This is a genomic window from Paenibacillus sp. B1-35, assembly GCF_050474385.1.
In the GTDB taxonomy this organism is placed as follows: Bacteria; Bacillota; Bacilli; order Paenibacillales; family Paenibacillaceae; genus Paenibacillus_B; species Paenibacillus_B alvei.
In genome coordinates, this window is the sequence record NZ_JBCHVJ010000002.1 from 875,626 (window position 1) to 902,621 (window position 26,996).

Sequence of the window (26,996 nt, forward strand, 5' to 3'; positions counted from 1 at the left end):
GCTGCCTGAACAATACTTAAAAAATGCCTAAATTTTGAGGGGTGCATGAAATGACAAGCAGGGAATTGATACCTATTCAAAAAGGAATTGTTGCAATTGCAATACTGTTGCTTCTTTTGCTCACAACCGGCTGCGAAGAAGAGAGACACATGATTTCAATCAAGCTCGAATGTGAGCAAACATCAATGGCCGAGAAATGCACCAATTACGAAAGCAATGACGAGAAGGTCATTCAAAAATTCGAAAGGGCGATCGAGACAGCAACCAAGATGTCAGTGAACTGAACTATGTGCCGCAATACATGGTTACAATCCACTATTCGGACAACGCTGTAGAACAATATCATTTGTCCATCGGAACAGATCAAGCCAAAAAGGGAATTGTTGTAAATCTTGCAGCTTCGCAGATTGGCTATGAGATCGGAAAAAGCTATACCAATCAATTGCGCAAAATATTGGGGCAATAAGATGACAATTATTATTGGCATATCGCTGGGCTATATTTTTATATGAATTTGGGTGCGCACCAACCAACCTACAACCATCAGGTGGCTTGTTATGATCGATTATGAACGGCTTAGTGGAAATCTCATTGCCTTAGTCCTTATAGTAAGAGGATTTTGAGCGATCCGTCTTATAATAGAAAGTATCAAGGAATGGGTCGTTCTATAAACTCGCTCACATCATAAACAAGAACATTTGTTCTTTATCAGGAAGTAGTTTGATAGTACAATACGCAAGGTGAAGTAGTATTTACCATGACGAGGTGTTGCAAATGGAAAAATATATCGTGATTAAGAACCACAGATCCAATTACCCTAACCCGCTCAAATTAGTGAAGGGACAATCCGTCATTGTCGGGGAAGTTTATAAAGGGACGGAAAACTGGGAGAACTGGATTTTCTGTACGACGAATAAAGAGGAAAACCAAAAAATCAGCGGATGGGTGCCGATGCAGTTTCTCGATGCTAAGGGAGCGGAAGGAATTGCATTAGTGGATTATACCGCACGAGAATTGAATGTGAATGAAGGCGATAGACTCGCAGGCCACAAAGAACTGAATGGCTGGGTATGGTGTACGCACCGAATGAACTTCGAAGAAGGATGGGTACCAAAGGAAAATTTACAACTTGAAAATGAATAGATTTCTTAACTAGGAGGCTGCTTCGTTGAATGACATTCATATCCTAACAAAAACAAAAATCAATAGACTGCTCGGATTCATTGATTGCTTTCAAAACGCCGATCATGAACATCTTCAATTCGTGAACAGATATCCGAGTGAAAGCCAAGAGGTTATTGCGTTTCGGAAAGCGCTCGATGAGTGCGGATTTTTGATTGTATTTGATTGGAGGGCGTGGATTTCGGAGCACGAAATATATAAGGATATCGAGCAAAATATTGAAGAGCAGATTAAAAAGGCGGACGTCGATACGCTGCGCAAGCTGATGACCTGCTATATTCGCGGTGACCGTTTTAATGAAGGATTGTTTGCTGCTGTTGTTCAAAACGGGAATGTTGCGAAAATCTTATACCGATTAAGTGAATTATTTCCGGAGAAATAAAATGTGTTAAATCAACGAGTTATCGTGGGGAAATGGTGACTCGTTTTTTATTTTTTCAAAACATTATAACGTTATATTGACTCCTCAATGACGCGGTGCTACTATGAATTCAAACATTATAATGTTTGAATGGATTTATTGTTATGAATCTAGTAGGCATTCATAGATTATTACTCAAAGCGAGGTGAACAGCATGAGCGAACGGATCGTCGTAAGAGGCGTGAAGCGTCTGGACGGAACAGCTATGGACATCGTGATTGAAGATGAAATCCTTGCACATATCACGGAAGCAGGCGAGGGTCAAGGGGAACATATTCTGGATTACAGCGGCTCCGATACCTTTGTGTCCAGCGGCTGGATTGATATGCATGTCCATGCTTTTGAGGAGTTCGATCCTTACGGAGATGCGATCGATAAGATCGGTGTGGAACAAGGTGTTGCGACCATCGTCGATGCCGGCAGCTTGGGTGCGGAACGGATTGGTGAGTTAAGAGAGAAGGCTGGACAGTCAGATACAAATGTACTTGCGTTTCTCAATATATCCAAAATCGGACTAAAACGAATCGACGAATTATCAGATTTGGCATGGATTGATGAATCCGCTGTGCAGGAAGCCATAGAAAAGCATAGGGATTTCATCATCGGTCTAAAGGCGCGGATTAGCCGTAGTGTTGTACGGGGCAGCGGTATTGAACCGCTTCGAATGGCACGGCAATTTTCTAAGGACACAGGGCTTCCTATTATGGTACATATCGGATCGGCCCCACCCAATATTGAAGAGATTGTCCCATATTTACAGGATAAGGATGTCATTACTCATTATTTGAATGGCAAGCCGAATAACTTATTTGATGATAATGGTGAACCGCTTCGCGTATTGCTCGACGCAATCGCACGCGGCGTTCATCTCGATGTGGGTCATGGAACCGCGAGTTTCTCCTTCTGCGTAGCGGAGGCAGCTAAGCGGAACGGCGTTCCGCTCCACACGATCAGCTCGGACATTTATCGGGGGAACCGGCTGAAAGGTCCGGTATATAGCCTTGCTCACGTGTTGTCCAAGTTCCTTTATCTTGGCTATACATTAAATGAAGTGATTGCGTCAGTAACGACACGCGCTGCAACATGGCTTGGCAAGCCAGAGCTTGGCCGAATCCAGGTGGGCGATCGCGCGAACTTGACGCTATTCGAAGTACGGAATGAACCGATTCAGCTTATCGATTCGGAGGGCGATGTCCGTACGGGGCATCAACATATCGTAACGAAGGGAGTATTTGCAAATGGCAAGTACGTTGCATGCGAAGTACGGACTGAAGCGCGTCATTAATGCGAGTGGACGAATGAGCATTTTGGGAGTTTCCGCTGTGTCGGACACGGTTATGGAGGCCATGAAGCTCGGCGGACAAAGCTATGTAGAAGTTGCTGACCTTGTCAACAAAGCGGGGGATTATGTTGCTGAACTTATCGGCTCGGAAGCGGCTGTAATCGTGAATTCAGCATCGAGCGGGATTGCACTCTCGGTAGCTGGCGTTGTCACGCAGGGAGATCGTCGTAAGAGTCTTCGACTGCATCAGGATCCGATCGAGAAGAACGAAATTATCATTTTAAAAGGCCACAACGTACAGTACGGTGCTCCTGTTGAAACGATGGTGTATTTAGGGGGAGGCAAGCTTGTAGAGGTCGGATATGCAAATGAGGGAAAGGTTGAGCATATTGAGGATGCGATTCACGACAAGACAGCAGCGATTCTGTATGTGAAATCCCATCATGCCGTCCAGAAAAATATGATTTCGGTCGAAGAAGCCTGGGAAGTCGCACAGCGAAATGGAATACCGCTCATCGTCGATGCGGCCGCGGAAGAAGATGTGCAGAAGTACGTGCAAGTCTCCGATCTGGCGATCTATAGCGGTTCGAAGGCTATTGAAGGACCTACAACGGGCATCGTTGCCGGGAAGCGGCAAGCCGTTGAATGGGTAAAGGCACAGTTGCATGGCATCGGGCGCAGCATGAAAGTCGGAAAAGAATCGGTATTTGGATTGCTGCAGGCGTTGGACGAATATATGGTGAAGGAAGACAAAAGCGAGCAAGAGAAGGTGGAGCTTGCCAAGCTAATGCCGCTTAATGAGCTTGAGGGCGTTTCCTGTACGATCGTGCAGGATGAAGCGGGGCGCGCCATTTTCCGTGCACGAATCAGCATTGATTCTGCTCTGTCCGGCACAACTGCGAGAGAAGTCGTGACAGGACTTCAAGCGGGTGAGATCGCTATTTATACCCGAGATTATGGGGTTAGACAAGGATACTTTGATATCGATCCGCGTCCACTTATGGGCGATGACATGGATGTTATTGCAGCACATATTCGTAAACTAGTAGGAGGGGCTACACATGTCTAATATGGATAAACGCTTGTACAAAGGACGTGCAGCGCTGAACGTGCTGGCCAACAGTGTGGAGAACGCGAAGGAAGTATTCAAGGCGGCAGAAGGGCATGTGCTGGTAGGCGTACTGTCCAAAAATTATCCGACTGTCGAAGCAGCCGTCGCAGCGATGAAGGAGTACGGGGCAGCAATTGATGATGCGGTATCGATTGGACTTGGCGCCGGAGACAATCGCCAAGCGGCAGTGGTAGCCGAGATTGCAAAATATTATGGCGGCGGACACATCAACCAGGTGTTCCCGGCAGTTGGGGCAACTCGTGCAAACTTGGGCGGCAAGGATAGCTGGATTAACAGCTTAGTGTCACCGACCGGACAGGTTGGATATGTCAACATTTCGACGGGCCCTGTAAGTGCGGATCAAGCAGACAAAGCGATTGTTCCAATTAAGAGTGCAATCGCGCTCGTGCGTGATATGGGTGGAAATGCTTTGAAATACTTCCCAATGAATGGGCTTGCCTGTGAACAGGAGCTTCGTGCTGTTGCGCAGGCATGCGGCGAGGCAGGATTCGCGCTTGAGCCAACGGGCGGCATCGATCTTGACAACTTCGAAGCCATTTTGCGGATTTCGCTTGAAGCGAACGTGCCGATCGTAATCCCGCATGTGTACTCATCCATTATCGATCAAGCAACAGGCAAGACGAAGGTGGAAGACATCCATACCCTATACGCAGTGATGAAAAAATGGGTCGAGCATTATGCTTAATGTGCCTAAGCAGGGCTTCAAGAGAGTTGCTGCTTTCGGAGAAGTGATGATGCGGCTGACGGTTCCGGGAGTTGAGCGGTTGAGTCAAGCCAGCAGGCTTGATTACTCGTTTTCAGGAACGGGCGTTAATGTCAGCTCGCAGCTGGCCCGCTTCGGTCACGAAGCATATTTAGTATCCAGATTGCCGGACAATCCGTTTGGGGAAGCTGCTGAAGCCTATTTGCGCAAGCTTGGAATTGGTACGGCGTTCATCACCCAGGGCGGCAAATATATCGGAATGTACGTTTTGGAGAAGGGGTTCGGGGCGCGTCCAGGCCGTGTGACTTATACAGACCGGCTTGGGAGCAGTTTCAATACAGCTCCCGAGGATACATATTCCTATGCAGATATCGCAGCCAATATTGACGCGATTCATTTCTGCGGTATTGCACTTGCCATGAATGATAGTGTACGCCGCCATATGAAGGCGCTGGCATATGCGGTGAAGGCAGCAGGAGGATTAGTCATCTTCGATTGCAATTATCGTCCTGCGCATTGGGGAGAGGGCGGTTATGCGAAGGCTAAAACCCACTATGAAGAAATGCTGCATGCTGCCGATATTGTCATGATGAATGAGATGGACGCCATGCTGACATTAGGAATGGAGACCGAGAAGCTGGATCGGCGTGAACAACTAGAGGAGTTGATTCCGCGCGTCGCCAAGCAGTATAATATTTCGGTCATCGCAGGTACTCATCGCTCGATCCATGAGAATCAGATGCATTCGCTGCAAGGTTTTTTATATAAGCAGCAATCCTTTGCGTTTTCAGAACGGTTAACATTTGCTGTCCATGATCGAATTGGAGCAGGTGATGCCTACACTTGCGGCATTCTGCACGGAGAATTTCAAGGCTATTCGCCGGAACAAACGGTAGAATTCGCTGCTGCTTCTAGTATGCTGGCGCATACGATCGAAGGTGATACGCCAATGGCGACCGAACGAGAGGTGCTGCGGGCAATGATGGAGTCAGGGATAGATGTGGAAAGGTAGGCCGTAACATTGAGATTGTCACGCAACAAACGACCCTTATACGTACAAGTAAGAAATATTTTGCGCGAGCGCATTTTGCATGGGGTATACCCGCTTGGATCCTATATTCCGTCAGAGCCTCAGTTGGAAGAAGAATTTCAAGTCAGCAAAATTACAGTACGCAATGCGATTATAGAGCTTGTACAGGAAGGATATGTAGAAAAAGGAAGCGGAAGAGGCACGAAGGTCATTCGCAATACATCTGCCTCAAAGCTGTCCAAATGGAAGCGATTTACGGAAATTCTTGTTGAGGAAGGACATACAATTCAAAAACGGGTTATTCGGGCCGAGGTCGTTCCGAATGTGGAAGGAAGCGTTCCATACCGATTGTTTGGTGATCGATGTCTGTGCATCGAGCGCGTATATGATTTGGACGGTTCACCGTATATCCACTATACTCACTATTTGGCGCATCAAGCGGAAGGTCTTGATTTGTCAGAATTAAATGAGCAGTCATTATATGAATGGCTGGAAGAGCAGCAGATCGAACTGGGGAAATATAAGGACGAATTTGCTGTCGCGACAGCACCAGAGACCGCAAGAGCAATTCTTACTGTGAGTAATGATCTACCGTTATTGAAACGTTCCCGGTATTCCTATGACGTGGATGGGTCGCTTATTGAATATAGTGAAGGTTACTATCACACGGAGCTCCACAGTTATGTCGTCAATTATGATGGTTAAGCTTTTGCGGGGACGAATTTTTATTTAGCTAATATTCTGGACAGGAGCCCTTCTTTTGTAGATACAATCGTCTATTAGAGGAGGAGTAACTCCTGTCTTTTTTCGTTGCAAAAGAAGTTGAGTTCAATTGTGAATAATGATTGACAAAAAACGGCGTCCATTTACATAAAATTAAAGAATTATACTAATTTATAGTAAATGATATTGTTAATGGGCTCAATCCTGTATATAATACGTTATGGAAATGATTAACTATCCCTGCAAAAGGTTATCTCCTTGCATAAATTTACAAAGGAAGAGGGAACTAAGGAGGTGTCCAATATTCAACAGGAGGGCTTGGCCAAAGCCTCATGAACGTTCTTTTTGTTCTCTTATTCAGTTCAACTTCTGATCGACCGACCACATTGCATCTTTGACATGAACAGGTTATTTGCCCTTACTTCCTAGATGCCCTCATGATTAACACTGCTGCCGACTTATCAACTGTTTTGTTGCCCACACTCATGACGAACAATTGCAAATTTAATTTCATATAGCCATGCATCTAATCTCTTCTGCGGAGATGATCGCGAACTTATCCGGAACGTCAATTGACGGGTTCGGACGCTTACGAATATTTCGAATAGGGGAGAGTCAATGTGAACGTAAATCCTAACGAATGGTTTCCTTTGACGCAAGCGCAGCGAAGAATTTGGTACATGGAAATGATGCATCCTAATACGTCGGTTTCTACCGTTGCCGGTACGATGTACATTCGAGGCAAGGTCGACGTTGATATATTGAAGATGGCGATTAGCCAGGTGATCAAGCAGCATGATGCTTTTCGAATCCGAATTGAAACGGCTGATAATCAGCCGATGCAGCAATTCGTGCCGGAGGAACAAGTTATACCGAATATTGATTACTTAGAGTGGGAAAATCGTGAAGAAGCCGAGTCTTGGCTAAATCGCTTTAACCATATCCCTATTCATATATCGGATTCATTGTTGTATCATTTTGTTATTTTTAACATCAATGAAGAAGAGTTCTGGTTCAATCTTAAAATGAATCATATTGTCACGGATGGCGTGTCATCCCATCTTATCGCCAATAAAATTATGAAGAACTACACAGAGCTGGTAAGCGGCAACGTGGCGGCGAATGAGCAAGATAGCACCTACTTGGATTACATATTCGCGGAGCGGGAATACGATAACTCCGAACGATCTGCCAAGGATAAATCTTATTGGCTGGACAAGTTCAGAACAATGCCGGAAGTAGTAGGCATGAAATCATATCCTCCTTTTTCAATCGGAACGGAGGCCAGACGGACAAGCATCGCGATTAGCGGTGAAACGTACGAAAAAATTTACTTATTTAGCGAGCAGCACAAAATTAGCCTATTTACATTGTTTTTGGGTTCTTTGTACGCCTTCTTATATAAAACGACCGGTAACAATGATATTGCTGTCGGTACCGCTTATGCCAACCGAACATCCAGACAGGACAAAGATGCGATCGGCATGTTCGTTAGTACAGTAGCCGCCCGTTTAACGCTAGATCCAGAGCACGATGTGCTGACCTTCCTACATAATGTCGCCAAAGAGCAAAAAGCGAACCTGCGTCATCAAAAATACCCTTATAACCAGCTTATTCTTGACTTGAGAGAACAAAATAACAATTCCGATTTACAGGATTTGTATCGCCTCTCTATAAACTACATGCCGATTCATTGGACAACCTACGGAGATCTTTCCGTCCGCCAGCGCAGCAGCTTTTGCGGGCATGAAGTAGACGATTTTGCTATTCATTTAGAGGACATGCTGGACGACAAGCAGATTAATTTCAATCTTGATTATCGTGTACAGTTGTTTGGAGAGCATGAAATCAATCGCTACATGGAACAAATCATGACCATCGTGGATCAAATGCTGAGCAACCCGAGCCAGACGCTGCATGAGCTGTCCATGATCAGCGATAAAGAGGCCCAAACGATTCTAACCCGATTCAATACAGCTTTGGCGGTGCAGCAGCCTGCCTTAACGGTTCATCAGTTGTTTGAGGAGCAGGTGGAATGCACGCCTGACAAGGTAGCCGTCGTATATCTGGATAGACAACTGACTTATAAAGAGTTGAACGACCGGGCCAATCGCCTAGCCCGAACCTTACGCGCCAACGGGGTAGCAGCCGAACAATTCGTTGGCATCATGGCGGATCGCTCCTTAGAAATGGTCGTGGGCATTCTAGCGATATTGAAGGCAGGCGGAGCTTACGTTCCAATCGATCCGGAGTATCCGGAAGAACGTATCTTATACATGCTGTCGGATTCCGCTGCACGAGTGCTGGTATCACAAAGTCATTTGCAATCGCGAGTCGATTATAAAGGCACTTGGATTATGCTTGATGATGAAAACTTTTATGACCAAAATTGCCACAATCTGGAGCAAATAAACGATTCGAGCCATTTAGCTTACGTTATCTATACTTCAGGGACAACAGGCCAGCCGAAGGGCGTCATGATAGAGCACCGGCAAATCACTGCATTAGGGAGCGCCTGGAAGGAAGCCTATCGCTTGGATGAGCCGGGCATACGAACCCTGCAATGGGCCAGCTTCTCGTTTGACGTATTTACAGGAGACATGGTGCGAGCACTTCTCTATGGCGGAGAGCTGATTATTTGTCCTAGCGAGGCGCGAGCCAATCCGGCGGCCATTTGCGAGTTAATTGAAGCACATCGCATCGATATTTTTGAATCGACCCCGGCGCTCGTTATTCCGTTAATGGAATATGTGTATGAACATAACAAAGATATTAGCAGCTTACGCCTGCTCGTCGTTGGATCTGATCACTGCCCAACCACCGAGTATCGCAAATTAGTCGAACGATTCGGTTCGCAAATGCGAATTTTGAACAGTTACGGCGTAACAGAAGCTTGCGTTGATGCATGCTATTACGAAAGAAATAATGCGGAATCCCTGCAAGTGCTTCCGATAGGCAAGCCGCTTCCTTCGGTATCCATGTACATTTTGGACGAAAATAAGGCGCTGCAGCCGATTGGGGTTGTAGGTGAGCTATACATTGGCGGAGCTGGAGTTGGAAGAGGATACTTGAACCGTGAAGACCTGACGGCCGAAAAATTCATTGATGATCCCTATTCACAAGGAAAGATGTACCGAACCGGCGATTTGGCAAGATGGATGCCGGACGGAAACATTGAATACCTTGGAAGACTCGATCACCAAGTTAAAATTCGGGGTAATCGGGTAGAAATAGGTGAAATTGAAACTCGCTTGCTGCAAACATCACTCGTTCGTGAAGCTGTCATCGTTGCGCGCGAGGATGAAAATGGACTTAAGGTATTATGCGCTTATTATGTTGCTGACGGGGAAATTGCGATTCATCAATTGCGGTCAGCACTTGCGGATCAATTGCCGGATTACATGATTCCGTCTTACTTCATGAAGCTGGAGCGGATGCCGCTTACGCCGAACGGCAAAATCGACCGCAACGGACTGCCGGCTCCATCCGGACAAGCATATACGGGCAAGGAATATTTGGAACCTCGGTCTGAAGTGGAACGAACATTGGCAAGCGTATGGCAAACGGTTCTGGGTGTGAAAAGAGTCGGACTGCTGGATCATTTCTTCGAGCTTGGCGGAGATTCCATCAAATCGATTCAAGTATCTTCTCGCATGCAGCAGGCCGGATACAAGCTGGATATTCGGGATATGTTCAAATACCCGACTATTGAACAGCTGAGCCCGCGTATGGTGGCGGTTCGGAGGAAAGCTGAACAAGGAGAAGAAAGCGGAGAAGTCGAGCTCACTCCAATTCTGCGCTGGTACTTCGGGCAGCGCGGGGATCATTTGCATCATTATAATCAATCCATCATGCTGCACCGCAAGGAAGGCTTTGAGGAGGAGGCGCTGTGCAAGGCGCTGCAAAAGATTACAGAGCATCACGACGCGCTTCGCATCGTCTTTCGCCGCACGGAACGCGGGAAATATGAGGCTTGGAATCGGCGAGCAGATGAAGGCTCGTTATATTACTTGGAAGTAATAGATTTTAAGGAGAAAGTCGAAAGTGCTGAGTCGGTTCAGAACAAGCTTCTGGACGCTGCGGAAGCCATCCAAGCCGGAATTGATCTTGGATCAGGGCCTCTTGTTCGTGCGGGTCTGTTCCGCTGCACGGATGGGGATCACCTGCTTATCGCCATTCACCACGCTGTCATTGATGCCGTATCTTGGCGTATTTTGCTTGAGGATCTCGCATCTGGTTATGAGCAGGCATTAAACGGAAGTGAGATTCGTCTTCCTGACAAAACCGATTCCTTCCGATTATGGTCCCGGCAGCTTGCTGAATACGCACAGCAGTCGACAATGGAGCAGGAGAAAGCATATTGGAAGCAAATCGCCCAGAAAGAAGTTCAGCCGCTTCCAACGGACGAATCGGCAGTTGCTCTACAGCGGGACAGTGAATCGGTCACGATTGAATGGAGCTCTAACGACACCGAGCTGCTGTTGAAGCAAGCGCATCGTGCTTATAACACGCAAATGGATGATCTCCTTCTGGCAGCACTTGGCATTGCCATCCGCAAATGGTGCGGACATGGGCAGATCAGAATTAACCTGGAAGGACACGGGCGGGAGTCGATCCTGCCGGATATCGATATTACACGAACAGTAGGCTGGTTTACGAGCGAATATCCGCTGCTTCTCGAGACGGAATCGGAAAAGGACTTGCCGCGTACGATCAAGGCGGTCAAAGAAAACTTGCGCGGCGTACCGAATAAAGGCATTGGTTATGGCATTTGCCGCTATTTATCCAAGTCTTGTGCCCAATTGGATTGGGGAACTACACCGGAAGTAAGCTTCAACTACTTAGGGCAGTTCGACCAAGATTTCCAGAACAGCGGATTTTCTCAGTCGCCGCTTTCAACGGGAAGCAATATTAGCGGAGATCAACCGCGCCCTTATTTGCTTGATATTAATGGGATGGTCACAGACGGAAAATTACAGCTCGATATCAGCTACGGACGCACGCAATACCGCATGGAGTCGATCGAGCAATTCGCTGGTCTATTTAAGGTCAGCTTACAAGAAATTATCGAGCATTGCGTGAGTAAGGAACGAGCAGAACTAACACCTAGTGATGTAACACTGCCGCAAATCAGCATTCAGGAACTGGAGCAAATTGTTGAACGGACGAGCAGCATTGGAGAAGTGGAAGATATTTATGTACTAACACCAATGCAGAAGGGCATGTGGTTCCATGCTGCCATGGATCGTCAGAAGGGAGCATATTTTGAGCTTACTCGCTTGACGCTTAAGGGAGAGCTGGACATTCAAGCCTTCGCTGCCAGTTGGAACGCATTGTTGGCTCGGCATGCTGTGTTCCGTACCAATTTCCTTGTCGATACGAACGGCGAGCCGCTGCAAGTTGTGTTTCGAAGCAAGCAAATCGAACTGAGGCATGAAGATTTGCGTGCCTTGGAACCAGCCGAACGGGCTGAGGCTATTGAGAAGGTAGAGACAAGGGAACGTGTTGAAGGGTTCGATTTGGAGAATGGGGACTTAATGCGCGTAACCGTTCTGCAAACAGAAGACGAGGTTTATGAGGTGATGTGGAGCTCTCATCACATTTTGATGGACGGCTGGTGCTTGCCGCTAGTTGCTAAAGAAGTGTTCGGCACATATTCCGCGCTCGTCGGAGGCAAAAAGCCAGTTCAAGCTTCCATTCCTTCTTACAATCAATATATCGAGTGGCTTGGACGGCAGGATGAGTCGGCTGCTGCAGCTTACTGGCAGGACTACCTGTCAGGATTTGAAGAGACAACTTCATTGCCGCACAGCATTGTGCGCGGACATTCCGGCACGTATGAAGCGGATCAATTGCGGTGTGAGCTTGGTGTAGATCTAAGTCTTAAAATCAATCTAGCAGCGACGCAGCACCAAGTGACGTTAAATACGCTGCTGCAGGCGGCATGGGGTATTTTGCTGCAAAAGTATAACCGAACATCTGACGTGGTTTTTGGCAGCGTCGTATCTGGCAGACCGGCGGAACTCGTCGGAATCGAAGACATGATCGGCTTGTTTATCAACACGATTCCAGTGCGTGTTAACTGCCAAGCGGACATCAGCTTTGCAGAAGTGATGACGCAGATACAGGAGCAGGCTTTATCGTCTGCCAAGTATGACTACTATCCACTGTATGAGATTCAAGCACAGAGTGCGCAGAAGCAGGACTTAATCAACCACATCATGGTGCTTGAGAATTATCCAATGGAAGAACAGCTTGATCAGTTCAGCAGCTTGGACGGCAAAGGTCTGAAATTGGCGGATGTGATTGTGTCCGAACAAACGAATTACGATTTGAACCTTATCATTGTGCCTGGCGACAATATCGTTATTCGCTTTGATTATAACAAGCTGGCGTTGGATCAGGCTGGCATAACCGCATTTAAAGGGCATCTGCTGCACCTATTGAAGCAAATTGCCACCAATCCGCAAACGGCTGTTGGCCAATTGGAACTGGCAACGGAGCAAGAAAAAACGGTTATTTTGAACGAATTCAACGATACGTCCGTAAGTTATCCGCGCGACAAGACGATACATCATTTGTTCGAAGAGCGGGCCGAACAGCAGCCAGACGCGATAGCTGCCATATTCGGCAATAAGCAGATGACTTATCGGGAGCTGAATGCGAAGGCCAACAGAATGGCGCGGCAACTGCGGGAAACCGGAATCAGTACTGGGGCTCGGGTTGGCATCAGCGTGGAACGCTCATTGGAAATGCTTGTAGGCTTGCTGGCTATCCTTAAGGCTGGCGGAGCCTATGTGCCGATCGATCCGGCATATCCGCAAGAGCGGATAAATGCCATGGTGGAAGATACGTCGATGGCAGTGATGGTGACGCAGAAGCATTTGCGGAACATGTGGCCGGAAAGCATGAGCGTCATTGCACTCGATGAAACTGAATCTGCAGTAGACTATTCTGCGAACAAAGCGCAGTGCGAGAACCTGCCGAATGCAGGGACGGGAGAAGACTTGGCATACATCGTCTATACGTCTGGTTCCACAGGTACGCCGAAGGGCGTATGTGTAACGCATCGCGGGGTCGTTCGTCTCGTCAGTGCCGCAACCTATGTAGACATCAATGAAAATGATGTATTTTTGCAGGGATCCACGATTTCATTTGATGCGGCTACCTTCGAAATTTGGGGCAGTCTGCTGAATGGAGCAGCGCTTGCTATCCTGCCTCCAGGCAATCAATCGCTTGCGGATTGGGCAGAAGCGATACAGCGCCATCAGGTAACGACAATGTGGATGACGGCCGGGTTATTCCAAGTGATGGCTGAACAGCATATTCATGGTTTTAGCGGAGTCAAGCAGCTGCTGGTAGGCGGAGATGTCGTATCATCCGCACATGCCCGTAAAGTGTTGGAGCATCATAGCGGAATTCGCCTCATCAATGGCTATGGTCCGACGGAAAACACAACCTTCACCTGCTGCCATCACATTGCAGAAGCGGATTTAGAGCGTGCGTCGATTCCGATCGGCCGCCCGATCGGCAATACGCGGGTGTATGTGCTTGATGAAGCTGGAAATCTTCTTCCGGTTGGCGTAGTAGGCGAGCTGTATACAGGTGGAGACGGATTGGCTAGTGGTTACTTGAACCGACCTGAATTGACGGAGGAAAAATTCGTAAACGATCCGTTCGTCCCAGGCGAGCGGCTGTACCGAACCGGCGATTTGGCGAGATGGCTGCCGGATGGAACGATTGAATTTATGGGACGCTGTGATGAACAAGTGAAGATTCGCGGTTACCGGATTGAACTCGGCGAGGTACTGGCCCATGTACTACGGATCGAACAAGTGAGCGAAGCTGCGGTCATAGCGCGTGAAGATGCAAGTGGACAAAAAGTATTATGTGCTTATTTCACGGCAGGCTATGAGCTTGCGCCTTCAGAACTCAGCGAGGCACTAGCCCGAGAATTGCCGGGCTATATGATACCGTCTCACTTCATCCAGATTGACAAGCTGCCTTTGACGCCTAACGGCAAGGTCGATCGCAGGGCGCTTCCTGTCCCAGAGGAAGGACTTCGTGTCCATGAACTCGTCCAGCCGCGCACGGACTTGGAGGCAAAGCTGGCATGCATTTGGAAGGATGTGCTTGGTCTCGAGCATGTCGGCGTTACCGATTCGTTCTTCGAATTGGGCGGCCATTCCTTGCGCGCCACGACGCTCGTCAGCAAGCTGCATCGGGAACTCAGTGTTTTGCTGCCGCTCCGAGACGTGTTCCGATGCCCTACGATTGAGCAGATGGCGATCGCCATTGAAGGCATGCAGCAGGAGCATTTCCATTCCATCAACAAAACAGAGGAACGCGAGTGGTATCCAGTATCGTCCGCTCAGAAGCGGTTGTTCGTTCTCCATCAGATGGAGGGGGCAGAGCAGTCCTATAATATGCCGGGTGTCATGATGATGGAAGGCAAGCTAGATCGCGAACGCTTGGAATCCGCGTTCCACGGCTTGATTGAAAGGCATGAGGTACTGCGCACCGGGTTCGAAATGAAGAACGGCGAGCCTGTACAGATCGTATATGAGCAGGCAGAGTTCACTGTGGAGCATTGGCAAGCTGATGAAGCATCGGAAGTCGAATCTATTCTGCGTACTTTCGTCCGTACGTTCCAATTGAATCAGCCTCCGCTGATTCGCGTGGGACTAATCGAATTAGGCGCTGAGCGCCATATGTTGTTGTTCGACATGCATCACATTATTTCGGATGGGGCTTCCATGGGCATCTTGCTCGAAGAGTTCGCAGCGCTATACAGCGGCGAAACTCTGCCGGATTTGCATATCCAGTACAAGGATTATGCAGTGTGGCAGCAAAGCGAAGGATATCTGTCTCGGATGAAGGAGCAGAAATCATACTGGTTGAAATCGTTGGACGGCGAGCTGCCGGTTCTGCAGCTGCCTGCGGACTATCCGCGACCTGCCTTCCGAAGCTTTGCAGGCAGCACGCTGGAGTTCTCCATTTCTGCTGACAAGGTAGATGCGCTGAAGCAGATCGCGGCAGGATCAGATGCTACCATGTACATGGTATTGCTGACCCTATACTCATCTTTGCTTTATAAGTATACGGGGCAGGAGGACGTCATTGTCGGCATGCCAATTGCAGGCAGAACGCATGATGACATTCAACCGCTCATCGGTATGTTCGTCAACACGCTTCCGCTCCGCAATTACCCGGCAGGAGAGAAGACATTCCGTTCCTTCCTGGAGGAAGTCCGGCATACGACATTGCAGGCCTATGAACATCAGGAATATCCGTTCGAGGAACTGATCGATCATATTCAGCCGACGAGGGACGTAAGCCGCAATCCGGTATTCGATACTGCGCTCGTCCTGCAAAATACGGAAAAAGGCTTATGGTCCATTGATGGACTTACTGTGACGCCGAATCCAATCGAGCATGCGGTGGCCAAGTTCGATCTTACACTGCACATCGAAGAAAACGATGCGGGCCTCATGTGCAGTATGGAATATGCAACTGCTCTGTACAAGCGTGAAACGATTGAACGAATGACGGCCCATTTCAATCAATTGATGGAGGCGGTTATCCATAATCCGGACATTCGATTGGAACAGCTCGGCATCGTAACCGAAGCAGAGAAGCAGCAATTAATGGAGCAGTTCAATGATACGGCGGCAGACTATCCGAGAGACATGACGATTCACCGTTTGTTCGAGGAACAGGTCGAACGAACACCAGATGCAATTGCTGTAACGGCAGCGAATGGTATCCTGACTTATCGGGAGCTGAACGAACGGGCGAACCGCTTGGCTTGGACGCTGCGTACGGAAGGAGTCAACGCTGATACGCTGGTAGGCATCATGGCCGAGCGTACAACAGACATGCTTGTAGGGCTTCTTGCCATTCTTAAGGCTGGGGGAGCCTATGTGCCGATCGATCCGGAGTATCCGAGCGATCGCATCGGCTATATGCTGAGCGATTCCGGTGCGGATATTTTGCTGTTGCCGCAGCATCTGCAGGAGCAGGTTGATTTTGCAGGCAAAGTTATGTTCCTTGATGACGAGCAAGCATACGGCGGAGACATTTCTAACCCGGCACCGGTCAACAAGCCTTCCGATTTGGCCTATGTCATCTATACGTCGGGAACGACTGGCAAGCCGAAGGGAACTCTGATTGAACATAAAAACGTCGTGCGCCTGCTGTTCAACAGCAAAAATCTGTTTGACTTCCGATCATCCGATACATGGACGCTATTCCATTCCTTCTGCTTCGACTTCTCGGTATGGGAAATGTACGGCGCGTTACTATACGGCGGGAAATTGGTAGTCGTGCCGCAACTGACGGCCAAAAATCCGGCGAAGTTCCTAGAACTGCTGGCCGAAGAACAGGTAACTGTCCTCAATCAGACGCCGACCTATTTTTATCAGTTGATGCGGGAGGCATTGGCTGACGGATGTCCGAAACTGAACATCCGTATGGTCATATTTGGTGGAGAAGCGCTAAGTCCACAACTGCTGAAGGATTGGAGAGCGAAATATCCGAGCACGAAGCTGATCAATATGTACGGCATTACCGAAACGACAGTCCATGTTACGTACAAGGAGATAACTGAGACGGAAATCGATCAAGCGAGAAGCAACATCGGGTTCCCGATTCCGACCTTGCGCATTTACATTCTAGACACGAACCGGCAATGCGTTCCGGTAGGCGTGGCGGGAGAAATGTATGTCGCGGGAGAAGGTCTTGCACGTGGATATTTGAATCGTCCTGAGCTTACAGCCGACAGATTTGTTGACAATCCGTTCGAGCCGGGAGGAAAGATGTACAAGACCGGCGATTTGGCGAAATGGCTGTCAGACGGCAATATTGAATATTTGGGCCGGATCGATCATCAAGTCAAAATCCGCGGCTATCGAATCGAGCTTGGCGAGGTTGAAGCACAAATTACTAAGATAGCATCGATTCGGGAAGCCATTGTCATTGCTCGGGAAGAAAACGGCGGAGAAAAACTACTGTGCGCCTATTTTGTGGCGGATCGCCAGTTGACCGTAGGCGAATTGAGAAGCGAGCTGGCGCAGGAATTGCCGGCATATATGATACCGTCTTATTTCGTGCAGCTGGAGCGCATGCCGCTCACTTCCAATGGCAAGGTAGATCGCAAAGCGCTGCCTGCTCCGGAGGGAAGCATCAATATAGGCACGGAATATGTAGCGCCGCGCACACCGCTCGAAGCGAGCCTTGCCCGCATGTGGGAGCAGTTGCTTGGCCTTGAACGAGTCGGCGTGAATGATAATTTCTTCGAGCTCGGCGGCCATTCCCTGCGCGCGACGGCTTTGGTTAATAAGGTGCATCAAGAATTGAATATTCAGTTACCGCTGCGAGATGTGTTCCGCTATCCTACGATCGGAGAGCTGGCAGCCGCCGTGTCCGCAATGGCTGAGGACGCTTATTCGTCGATCGCGGTAGCTGAAGCACGCGAGTATTATCCAGTGTCCTCCGCACAAAAGCGGCTGTACATTCTGCATCAGCTTGAAGGCGCGGAGCAAGGCTACAATATGCCTGGCGTCATGCTGATCGAAGGAGAACTGGATCGAGACAGATTCGAGACCGCATTCCGCAAATTGATCGAGCGGCACGATATATTGCGTACGAGCTTCGATTTGGAGTTTGGGGAACCTGTACAGCGTGTACTCGATACCGTGAACTTTGCAATCGAATACCACAAAGCCGCAGAACGTGACATCCAGCAGTTAACGCGGCAGTTTATTCGTTCGTTCGATCTCAATAAGCCGCCATTACTGCGAGCAGGACTGATCGAAATTGCGGAAGCAAAGCATCAATATGTACTTCTGTTCGACATGCACCATATTATTTCGGACGGTGTATCGATAGGTATCGTGCTGCGGGAATTGTCACAGCACTATCATGGGGAAGACGTACCACCGCTCCGCATCCAGTATAAGGATTATGCAGTATGGCAGCAGTCGGAGGCACATAAGGAACAATTGAAGCAGCAGCAAGCGTACTGGCTTGACGAATTCCGCGGAGAATTGCCGATATTGGAGCTGCCGACGGATTTTGCTCGACCGGCTGTGCAGAAGTATGACGGCCTAACACTTCCTTTCAGAATCGACAAGAACGTGAGCGAGGGCTTGAATCGAATTGCTGCTGAAACCGGTACGACGCTATATATGGTGCTTCTGGCCGCCTATACCGTCATGCTTCATAAGTATACGGGCCAAGACGATATCGTGGTTGGGACACCGATTGCAGGAAGAACGCATGGCGAGCTGCAGCCGATTATCGGAATGTTTGTTAATACGCTCGCGATTCGCACTTATCCAGAAGGCGAGAAGCTGTTCCGCTCGTATTTGGACGAGATCAAGAATACAATGCTAGGCGCTTATGAGCATCAGGACTATCCATTCGAGGATTTGGTGGACAGCTTGCAATTGACTAGAGATTTAAGCCGCAACCCATTGTTTGACACGATGTTCGCGTTAGACAATACGGAGCTGATGAACGATTCACTGGGCGAGCTGGAGATGAAGCCATATCCGTTGGAATACACAATTTCTAAATTCGATGTGAGCTTGGACGTGAAAGAAGATGGGGACGGACTGGATTGCAGCATTGAATATGCAACTTCCTTGTTCAAGTCGGAAACGATCGTCCGCATGGCCCAGCACTTCAAGCAATTGTTAACCGATATCGTCACACAGCCGGAAGCTTGCCTGAAAGAGCTTGCCATGTTGACGACGACAGAGCGGGAAGAAATATTGACTGTATTCAATCGTGAGAATTTCTCAATCCCTTCCGCGGGCACGATTCACAGTTTGTTCGAAGAGCAGGTTGCGCGCACGCCGGAGCACACTGCGGTCGTGTTCAAGCAAGAGCGAATGACCTACCGAGAGCTGAATGAACGGGCCAATAAACTAGCAAGAACACTTCGAGGACAAGGCGCAAGGCCGAATGAGCTGATCGGCGTTATGGCTGATCGTTCGCTCGACATGGTTGTTGCAATCATGGCTGTCTTGAAGTCAGGTGGAGCTTATGTCCCAATTGATCCGGAATATCCGGAGGATCGTATTCGCTATATGCTGGAAGATGCGAACGCACGGCTGCTGTTGACACAGCGCCATTTGCAGACAAAAGTATCCTTTGACGGAACGTGGGTATTGCTTGAGGAGGGAGCTTCCTATCAGGAGGACGCGACGAATCTAGAGCCGATCAGCGGGCATTCTGATCTATGCTATGTCATCTACACGTCGGGAACGACTGGCAATCCGAAAGGAGTTATGATCGAGCACCGTCATCTGGCTGCCATGGCCGACGCCTGGAAGTCGGAATATGGACTGCATGAGCCGGGAATCCGTTGGCTGCAGTGGGCCAGCTTTTCGTTCGACGTATTTTCCGGAGATCTTGTTCGCACACTGCTGCACGGCGGAGAACTGATACTTTGCCCGAGCGAAGCAAGAGCGAATCCAGCCGAAATTTGCGAGCTGCTTCGCAACTGCGGCATCCATATGTTCGAATCGACGCCTGCTCTTGTCATTCCGCTTATGGAGCATGTCCATGAGCATCGGGTGGACATCGGCAGTCTCAAGTTGTTGATTATCGGTTCGGATTTGTGTCCAGCGGATGATTTCCGCAGGCTGATTGACCGCTTTGGTTCACACCTGCGCATCGTTAATAGCTACGGGGTAACCGAAGCGTGCGTGGACTCCAGCTATTATGAACCGCAATCAGCGGTGACGGTTCGTGCAATCCCAATCGGCAAGCCGCTACCATACGTTGCGATGTACGTTCTGGGCGAAAACCAATCGCTCCAACCTGTCGGCTTGGCAGGAGAACTCTATATCGGAGGAGCTGGGGTGGGCCGCGGATACTGGAACAGACCAGAATTGACGGCGGACAAGTTCGTAGATGATCCGTTCGCACCTGGTCAACGCATGTACCGCACGGGCGATTTGGCAAAATGGCTGCCTGACGGCAACATCGCATTGATTGGACGTACAGATCATCAGGTCAAAATACGCGGATACCGCATCGAAATTGGAGAAGTTGAATCGAAGCTACAGAACATGCCAAATGTTGGCGAAGCGGCCGTCGTTGCAAGGGAAGACGGCAGCGGACGGAAGGTGCTGTGTGCTTACTATACGTCAGAACGCGAGCTGACAGCAGGCGAATGGAGGGCGGCGCTGGCGAAGGAACTTCCAGCATATATGATACCGTCGCATTTCCTGAGACTTGATCAAATGCCGCTTACACCGAACGGCAAGCTTGACCGCAAGGGACTTCCAGCGCCGGAGGGCATTGCGTATACCGGTATAGAATACGCAGCGCCGCGCACGGATGCAGAGAAGGCGTTGGCTGCGGCATGGGAGAGCGTCCTGCATGTAGAACGGATTGGAACGAACGATCATTTCTTTGAGCTGGGCGGGGATTCGATTAAATCAATCCAAGTGTCCTCACGGCTGCACCAAGCTGGCTACAAGCTGGAAATCCGAGACCTGTTCAAATACCCGACAATTGCACAATTGGCGCACCAGCTTCAGCCGATCGGCAGAATAGCCGACCAAGGAGAAGTATTCGGCGAAGCCGAGCTGACACCGATTCAACGCTGGTATTTCGGACTGGGATTGGATGAAGCGCACCACTACAATCAGTCGTTTATGCTGTATCGGCAGGACGGATTTGATGAGACGGCTCTACGCAAAACTTTACGTAAAATTGTGGAACATCACGATGCGCTGCGGATGGTATTCCGCAAAACCGATGCTGGATATGCAGCTTGGAATCGGGCAATCGAAGAGGGCGAGCTGTTTAACTTTGTTACTCTGGATGTGGAGAACGAAGAAGAGGTTGCACAGGTCGTCGAAGTGAAATCAAGCGAAATTCAAGCAAGCATCGATTTGCATAGCGGTCCGCTTGTGAAGGCTGGTTTGTTCCGCACCGAACAAGGACATCATTTGCTTTTGGCTATCCATCATGCCGTTGTGGACGGTGTCTCCTGGCGCATCCTGCTGGAGGATTTTGCGGCAGGCTATGAACAAGCGCTCAATGGCGGCGATATCCGTTTGCCTTCGAAGACAGATTCTTATCTCGCTTGGTCGCGTAGTCTAGTTGAATACGCTGCAGACACGGCGATGGACAGAGAGCGCGAATACTGGACAAACGTTTTGAGCGCCGGCGCTGCTCCGCTGGCGAAAGACTTTGAAGCAGAGAAGAGCATGCAGCAAGACAGCCATTCCGTCGTCGTTGCGTGGAGCGAAGAGGAAACTGAGCAACTGTTGAAACAGGTACATCGTGCTTATAACACGGACATGAACGACATATTGCTTGCTGCATTCGCAATGGCTGCACAGAAATGGAGCGGGCAAAATCGAGTACTCGTGAATCTAGAATCGCATGGACGTGAGCCAATCGTCGGCGAGCTTGATATTACGCGGACGGTAGGCTGGTTCACAAGCGAGTATCCGGTGCTGCTGAAATGGGAGCCGAACCGGAGCTTGGCTTATCATATCAAGGAGCTCAAGGAAAATCTGCGCCGGATTCCGAACAAGGGAATCGGGTACGGAATATGCCGTTACCTGACTGCAACGCAAGAAGGCTTGGACTGGGGCGCTGCGCCTGACATCAGCTTCAACTATTTGGGGCAGTTCCATCAAGAAACAATAGGTGACGGCATGTCCGTATCTCCGTATTCGCGAGGAGCGGATGCAAGCGCCAAGCATGCTAGACAATATGCGCTCGATATCAACGGAGCGATTACGGACGGCGCACTGTCCTTTGACATAAGCTACAGCGGTTCTGAATATCGTCAGGAGACGATTGAGCAGTTGGCCAGCCATATGCGTGCGAGCCTGCTTGAGATCATTGATCATTGCATGGCGAAGGAGCACACGGAGTTGACACCGAGCGACTTACTGCTGCAAGGGCTGAACATTGAGCAGTTGGAGCGGATTACAGAAGAGACGCAGGATCTTGGTATCATCGAAAATATGTACATGCTGACCCCGATGCAAAAGGGCATGTGGTTCCACAATGCAGTGGATGGGGAAGAAGGGGCTCATGGTGCTTATTTCGAGCAAACTCGATTTACGCTGCGGGGCGAGCTTGATCCTGACATGTTTGCCAGAAGCTTGAATGAGCTGGCTCTAAAGCATGCCGTGCTGCGTACGAATTTCTACAGCTTGGAAGGCGAACCGGTGCAAATCGTGTTCCGCGAAGGACGAATTACGTGCACATGTAAGGATTTGAGCGAGCTGCTGCCTGACGAGCAAACGGCAGCAATCGAAAGTATCGTGGCGGGTGACAAGCTGCGAGGATTTGATCTTGAGCGGGATCCGCTAGTGCGCGTCACCTTAATGCGGACAGGAGAATTAAGCTGCCATGTGCTGTGGAGCTCCCATCATATTCTGATGGATGGCTGGTGCCTGCCACAGCTGACGGAAGAACTATTCCGCACGTACTCAGCCCTCATGGATCAACCAGTCCAATCGGCGCTGCACGAGGAGGCTGATATGCCTGACTACAGCCGATACATCGAATGGCTGGCGCGTCAGGACATGAATGCGGCGGCTGACTATTGGAGTGGCTATTTGGGTGGATATGACCAGCAAACGCGATTGCCTAACGGTAAGATCGCAGGCAAAGATAAGCCGTATAAGCTAGAACAAGCGTCCTGCAAAATGGGAATCGAGCTGACATCCCGCATGAACCGGGCTGCCAAGCAGCATCAAGTGACGTTGAACACGTTGCTGCAAGCGGCGTGGGGGATCGTGCTTCAAAGATACAACGGCACCGAAGATGTCGTATTTGGCGGCGTTGTATCGGGTCGTCCGGCTGACGTGCCGGGCGTCGAATCGATGATTGGATTGTTCATCAACACGATTCCGGTGCGAGTAAGCTGCACAGCCGACGCAAGCTTCGTCAAGGTAGCGGAACAACTGCAAAATGCGGCGCTCGAATCCGGACGATACGATTATTATCCGTTATATGAAATCCAATCCAGAACGGCGCAGAAGCAGGACTTGATCAGCCATATCATGGTGTTCGAGAACTATCCGCTGGATGAGCGTATGGAACAAACCGGCGATGGCATCGGTCGGGATCTTGCCATAACGGATGTGCAGGCTGCCGAACAGACGAATTATGATTTCAATTTCATGATCGTGCCGGGTGATAATCTCCTTATTCGCTTTGATTACAATGCGCAGGTTTACGATCGTGCCGACATGGAGCGGCTGCAAAACCATCTTAAGCATGTGCTCGAACAAGTGGCAAATAATCCGGACATTGTTGTAGGCGAACTGCAACTGGCTACAGAAGCCGAACAGACGGAGCTGATGACGGCATTCAACGAAACGGCAGCCGAATATCCTTGCGAACAGACGATTCATCGGATGTTCGAGGAGCAAACGCAGCGGATGCCAGATGCGGCGGCCGTGCTGTTCGGGGACGAGTGCTTAACGTATCAGGAATTGAATGAACGCTCGAACCGACTAGCGAGAACATTGCGGGCGGCCGGTGTCGTACCGGATCAGATCGTCGGCATTATGGCGGAACGTTCGTTGGAGCTGATGGTCGGAATCATGGGTATTCTGAAGGCCGGCGGCGCCTATGTGCCGATTGCGCCGGATTATCCGGAAGATCGCATCCGGTACATGCTGGAGGATTCCGAGGCTCAAGTGCTGCTCGTGCAGGGCAGTGCAGGAGAAGGAATAGACTTTGCGGGACGCGTCATCGATCTGGACGATGCTGGAGCGTACGATGAGGATGCTTCCAATCTAGAAGCGGTCAATAAGCCGACCGATATGGCCTATATTATCTACACGTCAGGCACGACTGGCCGTCCAAAAGGGGTTATGGTCGAGCATACATCGGTCATCAATCGCTTGCTGTGGATGCAGAAGCAGTATCCGATTGGCGCAGAAGACACCATTATGCAGAAGACGGCGATTACGTTCGACGTATCCGTCTGGGAGCTGTTCTGGTGGGCTTTCGTCGGCTCGAAGGTGCTCATGCTTCCAGTTGGCGGAGAGAAGAATCCGGCAGCGATCGTCGAAGCGATCGAGCGTCACGGCATCACGACAATGCACTTCGTGCCGTCTATGCTGCACGCCTTCCTCGAGCATGTGGAGCAGCTGCCTGAAGCAGAGCGCAAGCGCGGCTTGTCGCCGCTGCGGCAGGTATTCACGAGCGGTGAGGCGCTGCTTGTGTCACAGGTAGAACGGTTCTATCGCTACATCGCGCCAGCAAGTGATGCACGTCTGATCAACCTGTACGGACCGACAGAAGCGACAGTGGATGTTACGTACTTCGACTGCGAGCCTGGGCAAGCCTACGTAAGCGTGCCGATCGGCAAGCCGATTGACAATACGCGCATTTATATCGTGAACGGGCATAATCAGGTGCAGCCGATCGGCGTGGCGGGCGAACTGTGCATTGCAGGTGTTGGATTAGCACGAGGATACTGGAACCGTCCGGAGCTGACAGCAGAGAAATTCGTCACAGTATCTTCTGTGGGCGAACGGATGTATAGAACGGGCGACCTGGCACGATGGCTGCCAGACGGCAATATTGAATATTTGGGACGGATCGACCATCAAGTGAAGATCCGCGGATACCGGATTGAGCTGGGCGAACTGGAAACGGCGCTTCTAAATATCGATGCGATTAGAGAGACGGTCGTTGTAGCGCGGGAAGACGAGAGCGGCCAGAAATCACTGTGCGCTTACTATGTAGCAGACGGTGAGCCAGCAGTGAGCGACTTGAGAGCAGCGCTTGCCGCAGAGCTGCCGAGCTATATGATTCCATCCTACTTCGTACAGCTCGAGCAGATGCCGCTGGCGCCGAATGGCAAGCTGGATCGTAAAGCACTCCCGGCTCCGAAAGATATGATCCGTACCGACGTTGAGCGCGCAGCACCGCGAACGCCGTTAGAAGTGAAGCTTGTGCGTATTTGGCAGGAAGTGCTTGGTCTAGATCATATCGGTGTGAAGGACGACTTCTTCGAATTGGGCGGACACTCCCTGCGGGCAACCGCGCTTGCCGGCAAGCTGAGCAAGGAACTGCACGTTGCTCTTCCGCTGAGGGACATTTTCCGCAATTCGACGGTTGAAACGATGGCGCAGGCGATCGCCAAATTGGAGAAGCAGGAATACCGTGCGATTCCGATAGCACCGGTAGCTGGACATTATCCGCTCTCCTCGGCTCAAAAGCGGATCTACATTTTACATCAGGCTGAAGGGGCGCAGCAGAGCTACAACATGCCAGGGGCTATGCTGGTTCAAGGGCATATCGATCGCTCCCGCTTGGAAGCGGCGCTTCAGAAGTTGATTGCCCGTCATGATACACTGCGTTCCAGCTTTGAAATGGTGGATGGAGAACCGGTACAGCGGATTCGTCAGCAAGTCGAAATTGAACTTGAGTATTCGTATGCCACAGAGAAGGATGCTGAAGACATCGCTGCGCAATTCGTCCGAGAATTCGATTTGGAGCAGCCGCCGCTGCTTAGAGTCGGACTCGTCCAACTGGAGCATGAGGAGCAGCATCTCTTACTGTTCGATATGCACCATATTATTTCAGATGGGATTTCAACGAACATATTGATTGACGAGCTTGCCCGTTTGTATGACGGGGAGGAGCTTCCTCCACTGGAGATACAGTACAAGGATTATGTGCTGTGGCAGCAGTCAGAAGCGCAAAGCGAGCGAATGAAAGAGCATGAGCAATTCTGGCTGAACTCATTGGGCAACGAGCTTCCGTTGTTGGAGCTCCCAACCGAATTCGCCAGAACCGATCGCCGCAGCTATGACGGAGACAAGCTGCATTTCGCGATTGACGGGCAGTTGAATGAAAAGCTGCAGCACCTCGCAGCCCAAACTGGAGCAACCATTTATATGGTGCTGCTGGCAGCTTACACGACATTGCTTCATAAATATTCAGGTCAAGACGATCTTGTCGTCGGTACTCCAATCGCAGGCAGAACGCATGCAGATACGGAGCAATTGATCGGAATGTTCGTCAACTCGCTGGCAATTCGCAATTATCCGCATGCGGATAAGAGCTTCCTTCATTATTTGGAGGAAGTGAAGGAGTCGACGCTGAATGCCTTCGAACATCAGGATTACCCGTTCGACAAGCTTGTGGACCAACTGCAGTCAGCTTGGGTTCCTGGTCGAAATCCGGTATTCGATACCATGTTCGTGCTGCAAAATGCAACTGCCCGCACGGTCAATGTGGGAGAAATGTCCTTTGAGCCATTAATTCCATCGCATACCGTAGCAAAATTCGACTTAACCTTGGAAATGGAGATCGAAGACGGAAAGCTGAGCGGGCAATTCGAATACTGCACAAAGCTGTTCTCTTCGAATATGATTGCGAACTTTGTGGAGGATTTCTTGGATATTCTGTCTCAACTTTGTGATCGACCTGACATTAGATTGGGCGATATTCAATTGAGCGGCAGCGGGGAAGAAGACGAAGTGTTGGAGGAAGAAATCGATTTTGCCTTTTAAT

The 26,996-nt window shown here is 49.7% G+C and carries 10 protein-coding genes; all 10 read left to right on the plus strand.

All coding sequences use genetic code 11. The annotated features are described in order from the left end of the window. Positions 1-50: 50 nt before the first annotated feature. The gene (locus ACQ5BJ_RS11685) at positions 51-284 is read left to right on the plus strand and encodes a hypothetical protein (RefSeq protein WP_430109548.1); all 234 of its coding nucleotides are present in this window, start codon (positions 51-53) and stop codon (positions 282-284) included. A 17-nt stretch (positions 285-301) separates the two neighbouring features. After that, positions 302-466: a hypothetical protein gene (locus tag ACQ5BJ_RS11690; protein ID WP_430109545.1), complete on the plus strand. Its 165-nt coding sequence runs from the start codon at positions 302-304 to the stop codon at positions 464-466. A gap of 308 nt (positions 467-774) precedes the next feature. Then, complete coding sequence (locus ACQ5BJ_RS11695) at positions 775-1,143, plus strand: SH3 domain-containing protein (protein ID WP_005550278.1); 369 nt, start codon at positions 775-777, stop codon at positions 1,141-1,143. A gap of 25 nt (positions 1,144-1,168) precedes the next feature. Continuing rightward, positions 1,169-1,564 (plus strand): DUF6508 domain-containing protein, encoded by a 396-nt coding sequence (locus ACQ5BJ_RS11700; RefSeq protein WP_430109543.1) that lies wholly within the window; start codon positions 1,169-1,171, stop codon positions 1,562-1,564. A gap of 193 nt (positions 1,565-1,757) precedes the next feature. Continuing rightward, a complete protein-coding gene (locus tag ACQ5BJ_RS11705; protein WP_430109540.1) occupies positions 1,758-2,888 on the plus strand; it encodes an amidohydrolase/deacetylase family metallohydrolase in 1,131 nt (376 codons plus the stop codon). Next, positions 2,842-3,954 carry a DgaE family pyridoxal phosphate-dependent ammonia lyase gene (locus ACQ5BJ_RS11710; protein WP_005550275.1) on the plus strand — a complete coding sequence of 371 codons (1,113 nt, stop codon included), beginning with the start codon at positions 2,842-2,844 and terminating at the stop codon, positions 3,952-3,954. Before ACQ5BJ_RS11705 ends, ACQ5BJ_RS11710 begins: the two co-directional genes overlap by 47 nt. Beyond that, a complete protein-coding gene (gene dagF / locus ACQ5BJ_RS11715; RefSeq protein WP_289355158.1) occupies positions 3,947-4,702 on the plus strand; it encodes a 2-dehydro-3-deoxy-phosphogluconate aldolase in 756 nt (251 codons plus the stop codon). Before ACQ5BJ_RS11710 ends, dagF begins: the two co-directional genes overlap by 8 nt. Then, positions 4,695-5,732: a sugar kinase gene (locus ACQ5BJ_RS11720; RefSeq protein ID WP_430109538.1), complete on the plus strand. Its 1,038-nt coding sequence runs from the start codon at positions 4,695-4,697 to the stop codon at positions 5,730-5,732. The genes dagF and ACQ5BJ_RS11720 overlap by 8 nt, the downstream gene beginning before the upstream one ends. 9 nt (positions 5,733-5,741) lie before the next feature. Then, positions 5,742-6,455, plus strand: coding sequence for a GntR family transcriptional regulator (locus ACQ5BJ_RS11725; protein ID WP_430109536.1), 714 nt, complete (start codon positions 5,742-5,744; stop codon positions 6,453-6,455). A gap of 638 nt (positions 6,456-7,093) precedes the next feature. Further along, complete coding sequence (locus tag ACQ5BJ_RS11730) at positions 7,094-26,995, plus strand: non-ribosomal peptide synthase/polyketide synthase (protein WP_430109533.1); 19,902 nt, start codon at positions 7,094-7,096, stop codon at positions 26,993-26,995. The last annotated feature ends 1 nt before the right edge of the window (position 26,996 follow it).

Bases quoted from the DNA above. Each gene is read 5' to 3' on its own strand.
- ACQ5BJ_RS11705 (WP_430109540.1), top strand. From the start codon at position 1,758: ATGAGCGAACGGATCGTCGTAAGAGGCGTGAAGCGTCTGGACGGAACA.
- ACQ5BJ_RS11710 (WP_005550275.1), top strand. From the start codon at position 2,842: ATGGCAAGTACGTTGCATGCGAAGTACGGACTGAAGCGCGTCATTAAT.
- ACQ5BJ_RS11690 (WP_430109545.1), top strand. From the start codon at position 302: ATGGTTACAATCCACTATTCGGACAACGCTGTAGAACAATATCATTTG.
- ACQ5BJ_RS11685 (WP_430109548.1), top strand. From the start codon at position 51: ATGACAAGCAGGGAATTGATACCTATTCAAAAAGGAATTGTTGCAATT.
- ACQ5BJ_RS11720 (WP_430109538.1), top strand. From the start codon at position 4,695: ATGCTTAATGTGCCTAAGCAGGGCTTCAAGAGAGTTGCTGCTTTCGGA.
- dagF (WP_289355158.1), top strand. From the start codon at position 3,947: ATGTCTAATATGGATAAACGCTTGTACAAAGGACGTGCAGCGCTGAAC.
- ACQ5BJ_RS11695 (WP_005550278.1), top strand. From the start codon at position 775: ATGGAAAAATATATCGTGATTAAGAACCACAGATCCAATTACCCTAAC.